We start from the raw sequence: 15,798 nt of genomic DNA on the forward strand, positions 1-15,798 counted from the left end.
CCCCCATCCGGTGCCTTATCTGCACCTTGTTCCAGATTTCATAAACGCTCTGGCATATGAAGAAATCGCCTTCACAGCAAAGTTCTTTTACTGAATTTATATGAACCACAGAATAATGAAAAAACACAAAAAAATGACCCGGAATGTCAGTGAGGGGGGAGGAGGAGACATTCCGGATCATGAATTTTAAGAAAGTCAGGCTAAGGGGGGATAAGCCTACGGACAATCTTGCCAATAGAACTGACCGTGAAAAGGAAAGTTCCAAGCTCCCGCATTATTTTTGTCGATTTTTAAGCACGCCCATAAAAAGGCATATCAGAACAAAAATATCGCCTATCACAAAGCCGACAACGTTTATCAGGGCTTAATCCGGCAATATATCGATATCGTAGTAATAATAGCCGTCTTCTTCTTTCTCTACCGATTTACCGCCTAACTGCCGCCCAAAGGCGCTGATAATCCGCCGAATAACTTCATTGCCCTTACGGGAAGATAGCTGTTTCAAGGCCTCGGCTCGGATCTCCAAGCCCGCATGGTCGGGGGTATTTTCAAATTCGGCGCTATGACGATGCAAAATAATGGTGATCGGTAACAACGGATCAACCGCCAAAGAAAAATCGACAATTTCGACCAGAATAAAGGCAATCGGCATCGCCTTTTCCAAAGGTACAAAAACCTGATCTATCTCGGTTTCAATCTGAAAATTCTTTTCAAATGTCTGCAAACTGGTTTGTAACCCGTTGACCAATTCCTTAATCAGCAAGGATAAATCCAGCCCTTGGCCTTTATCTAGCTCATTATAATATTGGCGCTGAACAATCGCCAAAGCATTTACCCGCCGCTGGATAGTCGCATAGGCGGATTTTTCTTTAGCGGTTTCAGCTCGACGGCTGTGAATACTCAATAGGCTGGACACAACTTGAAGGTTGTTTTTCACCCGATGATGCACTTCACGGGTCAACATTTTTTGATGCTGTAAGGCATTGCGGAGGGCGCGTTCATGGGCAGCCAATCTAACCGCAACATGATAAAAGGCCTTGCTAACCTGCCTAATTTCTCTTGCCGCCCCAATCGAAGCCGGTTTTATCTTTTGTATTTCGCCCGTCTTGCCATAATCGACAATCGCCCTTTGGGTGCGCCGCAAGGGGCGCAACAGCATATAATGGACAACAACCCAACCAATGCTCGCCGTCATAAACCAGATCAACACGGGCAACAAAACAAACAGCAAATCGACTTTTCTAAAGGGGGGCAGGTTGTTATCGTAAATCAGGTTAATAGAATTATCAAAAGTCGGAATAACAACCGGATGGCTTTGCTTTAATAAAGGCTTCTTCGGCGAAATTAACGGCAATAAATGGCTTTTTTGGGCTAGAAAAAGCGCCGATCCATCCGGCACAACCTTCCGCTCGATTATTTTCAATAAAGAATCTCGGCCAATCTGTCCGACAACCAGATATTTTGACAGCGGATAATGCCCACCCAGAAAAGAGAATTGAAGCTGTCCCTCATTTTCCAGAATATCGACATTATAAAAGTTATTTGCACCCAGCGGCTTAAAAGGCAAAAGCACGGCCGTATTCACTTTAAAATTGTCGCTTTTGCACAGTAAACGCCCCGATGTATCCATCAAGGCATAATCCACTGGGACGAAACCAAGGCTTTGCATATGCTGAATCAGAAGGGAACATTCGCCCATATCGGCAAAATCATAGCTACCTTCTTCGTCAAAGATATTTCTGACATCATAGGCCAAAATATCGATAGAATCGTCAATCGTGCGCGCGCTCTCAGTCGCAATAAGCTGCGCTTCTTTTTGGTGATTAAGGCGGTATTGATGGGACGAAGCGATAAACGCCCCAAGTGCAACAAAACTCGGCGGAAGCTGTGCCAAACTTAAAACCACCAACATCCGAAACCATGTAGGCATGGAAACGAAAAGCAGAAATAACCGACGGGTCAAAAGCTGCTTTTTGTGGAAGGTTTTTGAAGGCGAATTTTTAAAAAATGCCTTCATAAAGCACCGATCCGTATCGTTATCAATTAGTTGAGTTTTGCCAAAAGGGCTAGAAGGTCATCAGGCACCGCTTCTTCAACCGTCTGCTGATAGACATTACGCAAGGCAAAACCGATTGCGTTTTTTCGATCTTCCGCCTGTTTTGCCGATTCATCAGCATGTGCGGCATTTCCGGAAGAAGCCGGTAATTCTTGGGATACTGGCCTTTTATGGTTATGTGCTGTCATGCTGCCATTCATCTTAGTTATTCTATGATTGGGTCGGATACGGTTCAGTCTTACCGAGGTAATCTATCTTTCTTATTATAAGATCCATTCATTCTGTCCAGAATCATTATAAAATTTCAACCACAAAAAATGGCTGGATTGATAAGAATTTTTAAATTTGATCTACCTCGAAAAAATTTTTCCCTTTTATCCGGATTACAAAATGTCTGACTGGCATTTTCGGTCAGAAAGTGCCAGACTTCATAAAAGAAACAAAATATTATAGGCTTTGTTCCTGTCCTATTTCGGGATCTCTTTTATTTTCTCAAAATTTAACGATTAAATCGTTAACCTAAAAAGAAAAAAGTCTACAGGAATTAGTCTTTCTTGGCGTTTCTCGCGGTTGTTTTCGGCACGGAATAGTTCAAAAACGGCGGAATCGGGCCATTCCAATCAATTGCCGTTTCCAAAGCAACCGGCTTCACACGCCGTAAATTTTCAGGCCGCAATGCCCGTTCCTGAGTCCGCGCCTTGCTAACAGGACGCGAAGCCGTGTTTCTTGGGGCTTGGTTTTTAGGAAAGTCACTTTCAACACTATCCAGCCGATCCTCTGGTGATTTTTTCGGAGTTTCGGCCTTTCTTGGGGCTTTCCTTGGGCTAGGCGCGGCTGATTTCTCTTGCGCAGGCTTTGCTTGTTTGGGGCTAACTGCTTCTTCGCTTTTAGACGGATGGGCATTTTTCTTTCTGTTCCCTAATCGAGGAATCTCGACGCCCATCAATTTTTCAATCGCGGCTATCGCCTCTTCATCAGCAGGGGTAACAAAGGTCAAAGCCTCTCCACTAGCGCCGCCGCGTCCGGTGCGGCCAATGCGATGGATATAGTCATCAGGATGGGTCGGCACGTCAAAATTAAAGACATGACTGATCCCTTTAACATCCAATCCTCTTGCGGCGATATCGGAAGCAACCAGAACGCTGATCTGACCATTTTTGAAGCGCTCAAGCTCACTGCCACGCTCTGGCTGGCTCATATCGCCATGAATCTGACCGACGGAAAAGCCTTGCTGCTCCAAGGTTGTTGCCAACTGTCTCACGGTCGTTTTACGGTTGCAAAAGATAATCGCCGTATGGTCTTTTTCCGCCCGCAGCATATCGCACAGCTTCTTTTTCTTCGAGCGGGGCGATACTTCAATCAAACGCTGATCAATCAGGGTATTGGCCGTTGCAGGACGACTGATTTCAATTTGTTTCGGGTTGGACAAGAAACGATCAGCCAGCTTTTTAATCGCAGGCGGCATCGTCGCTGAAAAAAGCAAAGTCTGACGACTGGTCGGCAATTTCGTGCAAATGGTTTCAATATCGGGAATAAATCCCATATCGAGCATCCGGTCAGCTTCATCAATGACCAGCATTTCACAGCTTGAAAGCAGGATTTTCCCCCGCTCGAACAAATCAAGCAAACGTCCGGGGGTTGCAATCAAAACATCCACCCCTTTTTCAAGGGCGGCTTGCTGTTCTGCCATCGGGACACCCCCGATTAGCAAAGACATCGATAATTTATGATATTTTCCGTATTTCTCGAAATTTTCGGCGACTTGAGCGGCCAATTCCCGCGTTGGTTCCAAAATTAGGGAACGCGGCATTCTTGCGCGACACCGCCCATGCGCCAAAATATCAATCATCGGCAGAACAAAACTAGCCGTTTTGCCGGTGCCGGTTTGGGCAACCGCGATCAGGTCACGCATCATCAAAACAGACGGGATAGCCGTTGCCTGAACAGGGGTGGGTTCTTCATATCCCAATTCGGCAACTGCTTGCAGTAGTTCTTTTGAAAGGCCTAGATCGGCAAAGCTCATGAAATATCTGACCAGAAACAGGCGATAATCCTTATCGGACATCGCGGATTAAATAAAATAAGATGCGGCATCCACATCTTGATAAGTGAAATTCTGCTATAGCAACGGATATCCAACCCCGCAAATTAAAGTGAATCTTAATTCACCGTCGCGGTCATGCCCGAGCCTTTTAGTGTTTAAAAACACCTTCAACCACACGGAATCGGTTAATCAGACATTCGCCACCCCATCTGGCATAAACAGGATCACGCTTGGCGCATATCTGTCCATCACGGCCTGCATGGACATAAAAACCGGAATAAAAATCAAGGGCAGGGCAATGCTCCAGATGCGCTCTTATCCGGCTGCCCCCTTTTAACATCAAATCAACGCTATCTTTTTCAGAAACAGCGGCGGCACCAATATCTTCTGGTGAGACGCATTTCGGGCCCTTTTTCTCATGCCAGACCGCTTCAGGCGGAGGTGGCGGGGCATTATAGGGCGAATCCGGTGGCGGAGGCGGCGGAGGCAAAGGTCTTTGGTTGCGACCATTGGCATTTCTGACATTCAAATGGATTTCCATCACACCGGAATGTGGAAAATGGCGGGGCGGCATAGCCGACAGAGGCAAGGAAAAAAACAGGCATCCCCCGATAACGGGGCGAAGCAAAAATGCGCATCCCTTTTCTATCAATGACATAATCTTGGCATAAGACCGCAAATTTCCCCTTGCTTTCGCCAGAGCATGGCAAAAAAAATATGAATTTCCGATGAATCTGATTGAAGTCAATCCATAAAATCCATCAAGATAGAAATAGCTGTTTCTACTTAATTATTCTTTTCAGTTCTTGTTATTCGTCCTACTATCTCTTCACTTTGACCAAAACGAAACCTACATTCGTTTGGCAAAGAAATGACAAGCCATATTCATTTAGGAGAGCGTTGTTATGGCAAGAATCGCAAATAAAGCAGCCATAGATGCTGCATGGAAACAGGTTTCCGCTTGCTCAGAAAAAACTTTAAAACAGCTTTTTGAAGAAGACAGTAACCGTCTTTCAGGTCTGGTTGTGGAGACAGCAAAACTCCGTTTTGATTTTTCCAAAAATCACCTTGATAGCCAGAAGCTGACTGCCTTCAAAAAGCTGTTAGAGGCTTGTGACTTTGATACCAGAAGAAAAGCGCTCTTTGCCGGTGAAAAAATCAATATAACAGAAGACCGTGCAGTTGAGCATATGGCCGAACGTGGACAGGGTGCCCCTGCCAGCGTCGCCCGCGCCAAAGAATATCATGCCCGGATGCGTACGCTGATCGAAGCTATCGATGCGGGTGCCTTCGGTGAAGTCAAACATTTATTGCATATCGGCATTGGCGGTTCTGCTCTCGGCCCCAAATTGCTGATTGATGCCCTGACTCGTGAATCTGGCCGCTATGATGTTGCGGTTGTTTCCAATGTTGACGGTCAGGCTCTGGAAGAAGTCTTCAAAAAATTCAATCCGCATAAAACCCTGATTGCGGTTGCTTCCAAGACCTTCACTACCGCAGAAACCATGCTGAACGCAGAATCCGCGATGGAATGGATGAAGAAGCATGGCGTCGAAGATCCTCAGGGTCGCATGATTGCCCTTACCGCCAATCCGGCGAAGGCTTCTGAAATGGGTATTGATGATACCCGCATCCTGCCTTTCGCAGAAAGCATCGGCGGCCGCTATTCTCTGTGGTCTTCCATCGGTTTTCCGGCGGCGCTGGCTCTTGGATGGGAAGGCTTCCAGCAGCTTCTCGAAGGTGGCGCGGCTATGGATCGCCATTTCCTCGAAGCCGCTCCTGAAAAGAACGCGCCTATTCTGGCTGCTTTTGCTGACCAGTATTACAGCGCCGTCCGCGGTGCGCAGACTCATGGCATTTTCGCCTATGACGAACGCCTGCAACTTTTGCCTTTCTATCTCCAGCAGTTGGAAATGGAATCCAATGGTAAACGCGTTGACCTCGATGGCAATCTGATTGATCATCCCAGCGCTTTCATCACTTGGGGCGGTGTCGGCACCGATGCCCAACATGCGGTATTCCAGCTTTTGCATCAGGGAACGCGTCTGGTTCCGATCGAATTTATCGCTGCTATCAAAGCAGACGATACTTTAAATCCGGTGCATCATAAAACCTTGCTGACCAACGCCTTCGCACAGGGTGCCGCCCTGATGAGTGGCCGCGACAACAAGGATCCGGCACGTTCTTATCCGGGTGACCGTCCGTCAACGACGATCCTGATGGAAGAATTGCGTCCGGCTCAGTTGGGTGCTTTGATTGCCTTCTACGAACATCGCACTTTCACGAATGGTGTTCTTTTGGGCATCAACAGCTTTGACCAGTTCGGTGTTGAACTCGGAAAAGAAATGGCTCACGCCATTGCCGATCATCCTGAAAATTCCGATTTCGACCCGTCAACCAAGGCTTTGATTGCGGCTGCTTTGAAATAGGTTTCCGCTTTCTTCAATCGCTCTGATCGTGATCCTTAGCTGGATTTCACTATCTGAAACGGTCATTCTTCACTTTATCAGCAACCGATATCCGTTCTCTTCGGATATCGGTTAAAAAGGAAAGGCAGCCATTCTGCCCAACCGGATAAGGGAAGATGAAATATGACAGATTATGATTTCGATCTTTTTGTGATCGGAGCCGGATCGGGAGGTGTCAGAGCCTCCCGCATTGCCGCTTCTCATGGGGCATCCGTAGCCATTGCGGAAGAATACCGTATCGGCGGCACCTGCGTCATACGGGGCTGCGTTCCCAAAAAAATGCTTTATTACGCCGCCGATTTCGCGGCAGATCTGAAAAAAGCCCAGCGCTTCGGCTGGACATTACCCGAAAAAAAATTCGACTGGTCAACGCTTCGCGATGTCGTTTTATCCGATGTAACGCGGCTTGAAGGTCTCTATACTCAAACGCTCGATAATAATCATATCACCCATTACAAAGAACATGCGGTGATCGAAGGCGCGAATCAGATTCGTTTAGCCAGCGGTAAAAAAATTACGGCGCGTTATATTCTGGTCGCAGTGGGAGCAGAGCCGGCTAAACTCGACATTCCGGGGGCAGAATATGCCGTCACTTCCAATGAAATGTTTCTGCTGCCTTCCTTGCCCAAGCGCGCTTTAGTCGTCGGCGGTGGCTATATCGCTAATGAATTTGCCGGAATTTTGAATAGCTTTGGCGTCGAAACCACCATAGCCACGCATGGCGACCGTATTTTACGCGGCTATGATGAAGAAATCGCTGCAAGACTGGTTGAGATAGGGCAGGGGCATGGCATCGATTACCGTTTCAATGCCGATATTGCTCGCATCGACAAAGACTCATCCGGCCGTCTTACCACTCATTTCAAAGATGGCAGCCAGATAGAAAGCGATCTTGTCTTATTCGCGATTGGACGGGTCGCCAAAAGCCGTGACCTCGGCTTGGACAAGGCTGATGTCAAAACCAATGATCGCGGGGCTATTCTGGTCGATGAAGAAAATCGGACAAGCTGCCCCTCTATTTATGCTGTCGGCGATGTCACCGATCGGGTGCAATTAACGCCGGTCGCCATTCGGGAAGGACAAGCCTTTGCGGATCGGGTTTTCGGTCATAAAGCGGCCTCGGTCGATTATGATACTATTCCGACGGCGGTTTTCTCTCACCCGCCTCTCGCCAGCGCAGGTCTGACCGAAGAGGAAGCCAAAAAACGCTATAAAAATATTAAGATCTATAAATCCAATTTCCGGCCGATGCGGAATGCTTTGATCGACAGCCCCGATCGCGCGCTTTATAAAATGGTTGTTGATGGTGACAGCGATAAAGTCTTGGGTCTCCATCTGATCGGTCAGGATTCTCCTGAAATTATCCAGTTGGCAGCGGTCGCTATCAAGGCAGGCTTAACGAAACAGGCCTTCAACGACACGGTCGCTCTCCATCCCAGTAGCGCTGAAGAACTTGTTTTAATGCGATAATTTGGCGCTCTCGCAAATCGCTTTTGGTCAAAAAAGAGGCGTATTCCGATAAAATACTGTTTTTTATTCATCTTTCTTTTGAAATCTCTTGACCAAAACGAAAACACAATTTAATTGAGCCGGACATCCACGGACATGCATCAAGTTTTCTTCCGCTGTCCGGCTCGATATTATGGCGATCGTAGCTCAATTGGTTAGAGCGCCGGTTTGTGGTACCGGAGGTTGCGGGTTCAATTCCCGTCGATCGCCCCATTTTTCCTTAAAAAATATCTCTTTATGCGCCAAATCACATGTAATTTATTCTGCAATATTATATTTTTCTTGCAGAATGGCTCATATCGTGATTGTTGCAAGAACAGCAGAGGGTCATAATCCCTTTTTTGCTTTCGGTTCATTTGCGGGAAATATTATTTTTTAGCTCTTTTTTGCAAAGAACCTTTTTTTTATCGATAAAACGGAGATCGTTATGAGTAACGATACTTCCCCGGGGACATCATCTGTGGATAGCAAATCTTCAGATCCCTCTTATGGGGTTCCCGGACATAGTCATAGCGACAAAGATCTATTGAAATTGTCGCTAGGGGCAATCGGTATTGTTTTTGGTGATATCGGTACCAGCCCTCTCTATGCACTGAAAGAATGTTTCAAAGGTCATCACCAACTTCCGGTGGATGATTTTCATATATATGGCTTGGTCAGCCTCATCTTCTGGACGATGGGGTTGGTCGTTACGGTCAAATATGTGATGTTTATTATGAAGGCCGATAATAAGGGCGAGGGCGGCAGTATGTCGTTGCTATCTCTTATTATCCGCGGAGCCAATCCGAAACTCAGCCGATGGCTGATTGTGCTCGGGGTGTTTGCTACGGCGCTTTTCTACGGCGACAGCATGATTACCCCTGCGATGTCGGTGCTTTCTGCGGTCGAAGGTCTAACGGTTATCGAACCCTCTTTTGACAGTTGGGTGCCACCGGTTTCCGTGGTTATTCTCATCGGCCTGTTTTGTATTCAGGCGAGGGGAACGGAATCAGTGGGTCGGCTTTTCGGGCCCATTATGCTGGTTTATTTTGCGACATTGGCCATTTTGGGTGCCTTTAACATCATCACCCGCAGCCCAGCCATCCTTCTCGCACTTAATCCCTATTATGCCATTCATTTCTTTGTATCTGATCCGTTGCAGGGCTTTTGGGCATTGGGATCGGTTGTGCTTTCAGTAACAGGTGCCGAGGCGCTTTATGCTGATATGGGGCATTTTGGACGGCAACCGATTTCTCTTGGTTGGTATTGGGTGGTTTTTCCGGCTTTAACGCTGAATTATCTCGGACAATGCGCGCTTCTTAGTGCTGACCACGAAGCCATCGCCAATCCCTTCTATTTTCTGGCACCGGATTTCTTGCGTGTGCCGTTGATTATTCTCGCAACCTTTGCGGCGGTTATTGCCAGTCAGGCGGTTATCACCGGAGCCTTCTCGGTTACGCAACAGGCCATTCAGCTCGGTTATATCCCGCGTTTGCGCGTGAACCATACCAGCGCCAGCACTGTCGGGCAGATTTACATCCCTTCGGTTAATTGGGTCTTGATGTTTATGGTCATGGTGCTGATCGCCATGTTCAAAAACTCGACTAATCTAGCGAATGCTTACGGTATCGCTGTGACCGGTACGATGTTTATCACTTCCTGTATGATGGGGGTTCTGGTTCATCGGGTTTGGCATTGGAAGGCATGGCAATCCATTCCTTTGGTTTCCTTCTTCCTTTTGATCGACGGCGCTTTCTTCCTGTCCAACGTGACAAAGATTCCTGAAGGCGGTTGGTTCCCGCTTTTGGTCGGCTTCGTTGTTTTCACGATGCTGATGACTTGGTCACGCGGTCGCCATTTAATGGCGGAAAGAATGCGGCAGGTCGCCATGCCGATCCAGCTTTTCATCCGCTCGGCAGCGGCTTCGGCTGTCCGTATTCCGGGAACGGCTATCTTCCTCACGCCAGAAGATGATGGCGTGCCTCATGCGCTGCTTCACAATCTCAAACACAACAAGATTCTTCACGAAAGAGTTATTCTTCTGACCGTGAAAATCGAAGATGTGCCTTATGTGGATCCGCATTATCGCGCCAGCATGAGCAGCCTTGAAGATGGCTTCTATCGCCTGATCGTGCGTTACGGCTTTATGGAAGAACCTGACGTGCCTTTGGCACTCAATAAAATCGAACAGTCGGGGCCCATGCTCCGAATGGACGATACCAGCTTCTTTATCTCTCGTCAGACACTTATCCCGTCAACCCATACCAGTATGGCAATTTGGCGCGAAAAGCTGTTTGCATGGATGCTACGTAACTCTGAAAGTGCAACAGAGTTCTTTAAACTGCCTAGCAACCGCGTGGTTGAATTGGGTAGCCAGATCGAACTCGTCGGCAGTAACGGAAAATAGGGCAGGGGAAAGATGGGATAAAAAGAATGGTTGTTCTTCTATCCTATCGGAAGACAGCCTCTTCCACTCAGGATTGAGGCCTTCTTCTTTAACCTTTCCCTCCTAAAAAAACGCTGTTCCGATTATTCGGAGCAGCGTTTTTCTTTGTCCTGCTATCACCCTATCGCAGAGGCTACAGACGATAATCACGGTTTCTATCGTAAGCGTTTTTATATCTCAAACTAGCCCATCACGTCCTTAAGAAGGGCTTCTCCTAGTCCGTACCTCTTGCGGCTCAAATTCATCCATCTAGCTGCATGGAGGAAAAGACCTATCCCACTAGAGACCAATCTCCGTGCAAAAATTCACGGCTTCTTTTCTGGCCAAGGAAATCAAAATCCTTATCCAAATCACCAGATAGTGGCCATCATTTCTCTTTCGGGTATTTTCGGGCTAGTTTTTACCCTTGTTTGTCTCAAAAGGCTCTCTTTAAAAGCCAATCAAAAGATATTGGGCTTTTCTTCGCTCATAGCTCAAAATAGCTTTTTCATCCAAAAGCCGGATAAAGCAGGCCTTCATTCTCGCGCTAAGAATCCCAAACTCGATTTTTCTTAAAAAAAACAAACAGAAATAACAAAATACCGAAAAAAACAGTTGACCAAATACCTGCCTTTCTCTTATACGCACGCCTCGTCAGCTAATAAATTTTGCGACGCAAAATGAATGGCGGAGTAGCTCAGCTGGTTAGAGCAGCGGAATCATAATCCGCGTGTCGGGGGTTCAAGTCCCTCCTCCGCTACCATCCTTAAAATTAAATCTTCCCAAAAAATAAATGGCTCATTCCAGATTATTTCTGCGCCATTTTATCCGCCTCCCCATAACAAATGGACGCCTTAATTCCTTAGCGCTTATGGCGGTATCATCGCTATAACACCGCCATAAAAACAAAAACCGCTCAATTTTAATCTAATTGAGAGATCTCACTATCGGAGACAGGCTTCTTCTCTGTTGCCGGATCGCGGGAAAATTGATCTGTAATGACTTGATGTGATTGGCGATCGACCTTGATTTCAAAAATATCGGGCCGCCCATAATGACCTGATACATCCAAATCATAGCGCGCCTTGATCGTGTCTGATAAATCAATATCTGCTACCAGAACACCTTCCTGACCATAGAGGGGGCCCGCCAAAATATTGCCCATCGGGTCGATGATGACACTTCCGCCCGCAATCAGTTCTGTTTCTGGATCATTGCCCTGTATGCAATCATAGTCTGCGGGCGCATCTGCTCGCGTCATATATTGGCAGGCACTCAAAACAAATAATCGACCTTCATAAGCAATATGGCGCATAGATACCTGCCATATCTCCCGCTGATCGACTGTTGGCGCACACCAAATATTGACACCGCCCGCATACATAACCTGACGCAGCGCAGGCATATAATTTTCCCAGCAGATAGCCGCGCCCAATTTTCCAACGGCCGTATCCAAAATTTCTATGGTTGACCCATCACCTTGCCCCCATACCAGCCGTTCAGTCGCTGTAGGCATCAATTTGCGATGTTTGCCTATCAATGTCCCGTCGGGGGCAAAAAACAAAGCGGTGCAATAAAGCGTCGCTTCCGAACGCTCGATTACACCCACCACTAAATAGGCTTTCATTTTGGCAGCAAAGCTACCTATGCGAGCCGTTTCTTTTCCGGGGACATCAATAGCCGCTTTCCAATAACGCAAGAAATCTTCTCGTCCGGCTTCTGTCCGTGTGCCCATTCTCGCGCCAAAGTCTAACCCTTTGGGGTATCCTCCAATATAGGCTTCAGGAAAAACGGCCAACTCAACATTCTGCTCTGCGGCCTGACAGCAAAGCGCTTCCATTCGATCCAATGTTTTTTCAGTATCAAACAGGCTGGTTCCAGCTTGGATAACTGCTACGCGATGACAACTCATTCTATTCATCTCCTTAATAAGCTGTCGGAAATATTGCGCTTGGCCATCATATCATTCAAATCGAATGATATGATTCGTAAAATCAATATAAGTGATATTACCCGCTTTGATTTTAATCTGGTGATTACCTTCTTGGCCTTGTGGCATGAAAGAAGCGTAACCAAAGCGGCGGCCCGTCTTTCGCTAAGCCAATCCGCTGTCAGTGCCTCTTTAAGCCGCCTCCGGCAGGCTGCGGATGACCTGCTTTTCATCCGAACTCGCCAAGGCATGGAACCGACACAACGTGCCATAGATATGGTTGAATCTCTATCCGAAGGCGCAACTCTTATTTACAACGCCTTTATTTCTGAAAATGAATTCGACCCAGCCCGATGTAACAGGCATTTTTCAATCGGAATGTCCGATGATTTCCAATTAGCTCTGGGATCAGAAATATCGAAACAAATACAGGCTATCGCCCCAGATGCCTCGGTCGTCTATCGGCAAACAAACCGCTACACAGCGCAACAGATGCTCGAAAATAATGATATTGATCTGGCTATTGTTACAGCTTCGCTGCCTCGTCGGGGATTATGGCAACAAGTCATCGGAGAAGGCGGTTACGCTTGTCTATGCGATGCCCAAAGCTGCGGTTTTTCTGAAAATCCGACATTGGAGGCGTATCTTTCACTGCCGCATATCTTGGTTTCTTATTCAGGCAGGGAAGGGCTGGTTGATGAAATATTATCAATAATGGGACGGTCTCGAAAAATTCAGACGGCTCTGACTCATTTCGCGGCACTTCCACCTTTTCTGCTTGGGTCAAAAAGCATCGCGACTATTCCAAGCCATGCCGCTATCAGCCTTGCTGGATATACCGGATTAACGATATTTGAGGCACCTTTGGAATTAACAGCCTACCCCATCATCGCAACGATGCGCTTATCCTCACAAAAAGACACCGCCCTTTTATGGCTGTTTCAAATTATAAAACAGGCCATCAGGGTTCAACAGAATATCTTACCGCCACCACAATCTTAAGGCTTTTTCTGGTATATTGACTGATATTTTTGACCCGACAGCTTCACATTACCCAAGATATTCATCTGTCATCCCTATCTTTTTGATGGCAGATATCAAAGTCTGACTATTCTTATACTTTTGGTGATCTCGGATAAGAATGAAACAACGAGGGTGGCGAAATTTATTTACGTCAATCATGATATATAATAAAATAAAAAAACTATAAATAATTACAATATTTTACATTTCTTTTGTAAAATTTTATTTATTTTTCATTTTTTAAAAAATAAGTTTAATTTGAAAGGCTATAAAAAATTTACAGCAAAAAAATTATCTTAAAATAAGGAAGGAAAAGGGCAGTTTAAAAAAAGGCATTAAGAACAATCTGTTACCTTTTTTTCGGCTAATTATATCTATCAGGGTGCATAGCCATTTTTCTGTAACCCTATTAAGATACAGAGCAACTAATCATCCCTTAAATCATTTTTTTAAAAAAAGGGTGGAAACATGAATCTGATACAAAAGCTTTTATATTTCTTAGGCTGGAAAACAAAAAAACATACGGAGACAGAGCCTGCTACCCATCATCCGATTATTCCGCATGACGTGAATTGCTACAGTTCTGATTTCCCGCCTGCATTGATGCAAAATTTTACCTTGCTTGAAGAGGCATGGGAAAAAGGCCTGCTAACGGAAGATGAATTTCTGCTTGCAGAAGACAAGGCCGTGCGCCTTTATCAGGATATTACGAAAACCAGCGAATATTTTTACGAGACCTATCGCTTGGCGATCCAGCGCGTTGGCAATCTTCCTGTTGAAGAATAGTAAACCCCAAAAATGGATTGGCCTCCCTTTTTTAAAAAGGTAAAATAGGCCAGCTTGGCAATCAGGAAATCGAAATTGGCCAATAACGTAATAACAGACCAAACATCGCATCAAAACAATATCACAGAACAACCAGACCCTTTTGATCCGGCACCGCATCGGGATGTTTCTTTCTCGACTATCCTGCTCTTTTGTCTGGCATTGGGGGTGGTCATTTTCAATTTTGCTGCCAACCGCCTAAAAAAATAGCCCGACAAGACTATCCCCCTTCTTATAGGGGCTATGCCCATAAATTTTACAAAGTTTTTACGGGCATTATAATTCTTATCAGGTCTTCGCCCTCAATTGATAGAATAGCTCATCTTTTAAGAATTACTCACCCTTTATGGGCATTATGTCTTGGTTTTTCCAAGGTTGAAAGCACGCCCCGCAATGTCCGTATCTCCATGCTATTCCATGATGGCTTTGTCAAAAGCGTCCGCAAAGTTCTTTTGATTGTCGGGATACGCGGTATCGGGAAAAAATAGCCATTTTTATCAAGCATATTTTCCAAATGCCCGATCATGGCTTCCAATTCTTCTTGGGGGGCCGGCGGTTCCATGTCCACTTTTGTCGGCTGGGCTAAAGTTTGCCCTTTTGACCATTCATAAGCCACAAGAATAACAGCCTGCGCTAAATTCAGACTTGAAAATTCGGGATTAACCGGAACCGTAATGATCGTTCTTGCCAAAGCGACATCATCCGTTTCCAATCCGGCTCTTTCGGGGCCAAACAGGATACCAACGCCACCTTCTTGCTCGTGAATAGTTTGCGCTGCCTGTTCAGGCGTCATCACCGGCTTGGTCACACCACGCTTGCGGACTGTTGTGGCATAGACATGCGCACAATCCGCCACAGCTTCTGCGACTGTCGGAAAAACGCGCGCTTGTTGTAATACGCGATCAGCCCCGCTCGCAGCAGGGCCCGCCGAAGGATTGGGCCATCCATCACGGGGCGCAACAAGACGCAAATCATCCAGCCCAAAATTGAGCATAGCTCTTGCCGCTTTACCGATATTTTCGCCCAATTGCGGACGGACGAGGATAATAGCAGGTACAGCTTTACTCATTCTTTGACAGCTTCAATAACAGAACGGACAGATCGAGCGAAATCTTCGAAATCACGGGCTTCGGTAAAGTCCTTATAGACGCTGGCAAAACGAATATAAGCAACACTATCGAGCGTCCTCAATCCTTCCATCGTCATTTCACCAAGGCGAACAGCCGTAATCTCGCTTTCGCCCGAAGCCTCAATTTTCTGTTGGATAGAATTGACCAAAAGCTCGATCTGATCGGGCGATACAGGCCGCTTCCGGCATGCAATCGAGACCGAACGTATCAGCTTGCTCCGATCAAAAGGCTGGCGGTGGTCATCTTTTTTGATAACGACAATATCGCGCATATGGATACGCTCAAAAGTCGTAAATCGCGCACCGCATTCTTCACATTGCCGCCGCCGACGGATAGCCGTCCCATCTTCAGTGGGACGACTATCTTTCACTTGGCTATTTTCACAAGAACAAAAAGGACAGCGCAAGAG

At 46.4% G+C, this 15,798-nt stretch carries 13 protein-coding genes and 2 tRNA genes; 8 read left to right on the forward strand and 7 right to left on the reverse strand.

Annotated features, from left to right (window positions below; all coding sequences use genetic code 11):
• Nucleotides 1-364 precede the first annotated feature (364 nt).
• The 4 genes from ZMOB_RS00620 to ZMOB_RS00635 form a co-directional block, all read right to left on the reverse strand.
• On the reverse strand, nucleotides 365-2,017 hold the full coding sequence (locus ZMOB_RS00620; RefSeq protein ID WP_014500335.1) for a sensor histidine kinase: 1,653 nt from the start codon (nucleotides 2,015-2,017) through the stop codon (nucleotides 365-367).
• Nucleotides 2,018-2,043: 26 nt separating this feature from the next.
• Complete coding sequence (locus tag ZMOB_RS00625; RefSeq protein ID WP_224452955.1) at nucleotides 2,044-2,244, reverse strand: NepR family anti-sigma factor; 201 nt, start codon at nucleotides 2,242-2,244, stop codon at nucleotides 2,044-2,046.
• Between the two features lie 356 nt (nucleotides 2,245-2,600).
• Nucleotides 2,601-4,121: a DEAD/DEAH box helicase gene (locus ZMOB_RS00630; protein WP_014500336.1), complete on the reverse strand. Its 1,521-nt coding sequence runs from the start codon at nucleotides 4,119-4,121 to the stop codon at nucleotides 2,601-2,603.
• A gap of 127 nt (nucleotides 4,122-4,248) precedes the next feature.
• Nucleotides 4,249-4,728 carry a hypothetical protein gene (locus tag ZMOB_RS00635; protein WP_014500337.1) on the reverse strand — a complete coding sequence of 160 codons (480 nt, stop codon included), beginning with the start codon at nucleotides 4,726-4,728 and terminating at the stop codon, nucleotides 4,249-4,251.
• A gap of 277 nt (nucleotides 4,729-5,005) precedes the next feature.
• Between ZMOB_RS00635 and pgi the strand changes: the two genes are divergently transcribed.
• The 5 genes from pgi to ZMOB_RS00660 all read left to right on the forward strand — a co-directional run bounded on the left by pgi (nucleotide 5,006) and on the right by ZMOB_RS00660 (nucleotide 11,244).
• Nucleotides 5,006-6,529, forward strand: a complete 1,524-nt coding sequence (gene pgi, locus ZMOB_RS00640) for a glucose-6-phosphate isomerase (protein ID WP_014500338.1) — start codon at nucleotides 5,006-5,008, stop codon at nucleotides 6,527-6,529.
• Nucleotides 6,530-6,691: 162 nt separating this feature from the next.
• Nucleotides 6,692-8,038 (forward strand): glutathione-disulfide reductase, encoded by a 1,347-nt coding sequence (gorA, locus tag ZMOB_RS00645; protein ID WP_014500339.1) that lies wholly within the window; start codon nucleotides 6,692-6,694, stop codon nucleotides 8,036-8,038.
• Nucleotides 8,039-8,213: 175 nt separating this feature from the next.
• Nucleotides 8,214-8,290 (forward strand) — tRNA-His (locus ZMOB_RS00650).
• 214 nt (nucleotides 8,291-8,504) lie between these two features.
• Nucleotides 8,505-10,463 carry a potassium transporter Kup gene (locus ZMOB_RS00655; RefSeq protein WP_014500340.1) on the forward strand — a complete coding sequence of 653 codons (1,959 nt, stop codon included), beginning with the start codon at nucleotides 8,505-8,507 and terminating at the stop codon, nucleotides 10,461-10,463.
• 704 nt (nucleotides 10,464-11,167) lie between these two features.
• Nucleotides 11,168-11,244 (forward strand) — tRNA-Met (locus tag ZMOB_RS00660).
• A gap of 159 nt (nucleotides 11,245-11,403) precedes the next feature.
• Here the strand turns inward: ZMOB_RS00660 and ZMOB_RS00665 are convergent.
• Nucleotides 11,404-12,393 (reverse strand): carbon-nitrogen hydrolase family protein, encoded by a 990-nt coding sequence (locus ZMOB_RS00665; RefSeq protein ID WP_014500341.1) that lies wholly within the window; start codon nucleotides 12,391-12,393, stop codon nucleotides 11,404-11,406.
• Between the two features lie 69 nt (nucleotides 12,394-12,462).
• Between ZMOB_RS00665 and ZMOB_RS00670 the strand changes: the two genes are divergently transcribed.
• The 3 genes from ZMOB_RS00670 (at nucleotide 12,463) to ZMOB_RS10190 (ending at nucleotide 14,469) form a co-directional block, all read left to right on the forward strand.
• Nucleotides 12,463-13,413: a LysR family transcriptional regulator gene (locus tag ZMOB_RS00670; RefSeq protein ID WP_014500342.1), complete on the forward strand. Its 951-nt coding sequence runs from the start codon at nucleotides 12,463-12,465 to the stop codon at nucleotides 13,411-13,413.
• A 489-nt stretch (nucleotides 13,414-13,902) separates the two neighbouring features.
• Nucleotides 13,903-14,220 (forward strand): hypothetical protein, encoded by a 318-nt coding sequence (locus ZMOB_RS00675; protein WP_011241026.1) that lies wholly within the window; start codon nucleotides 13,903-13,905, stop codon nucleotides 14,218-14,220.
• A 75-nt stretch (nucleotides 14,221-14,295) separates the two neighbouring features.
• Entirely contained in the window at nucleotides 14,296-14,469 is a 174-nt protein-coding gene (locus tag ZMOB_RS10190) for a hypothetical protein (protein ID WP_158306275.1), read from the forward strand.
• Nucleotides 14,470-14,596: 127 nt separating this feature from the next.
• On the opposite strand, the gene ZMOB_RS00680 is transcribed toward ZMOB_RS10190, so the two are convergent.
• The gene (locus ZMOB_RS00680) at nucleotides 14,597-15,328 is read right to left on the reverse strand and encodes an RNA methyltransferase (RefSeq protein WP_011241025.1); all 732 of its coding nucleotides are present in this window, start codon (nucleotides 15,326-15,328) and stop codon (nucleotides 14,597-14,599) included.
• Nucleotides 15,325-15,795 (reverse strand): transcriptional regulator NrdR, encoded by a 471-nt coding sequence (nrdR, locus tag ZMOB_RS00685; protein WP_012816913.1) that lies wholly within the window; start codon nucleotides 15,793-15,795, stop codon nucleotides 15,325-15,327. The genes ZMOB_RS00680 and nrdR overlap by 4 nt, the downstream gene beginning before the upstream one ends.
• Nucleotides 15,796-15,798 lie beyond the last annotated feature (3 nt).

The organism is Zymomonas mobilis subsp. mobilis ATCC 10988, from assembly GCF_000175255.2.
GTDB classification, from domain to species: domain Bacteria; phylum Pseudomonadota; class Alphaproteobacteria; order Sphingomonadales; family Sphingomonadaceae; genus Zymomonas; species Zymomonas mobilis.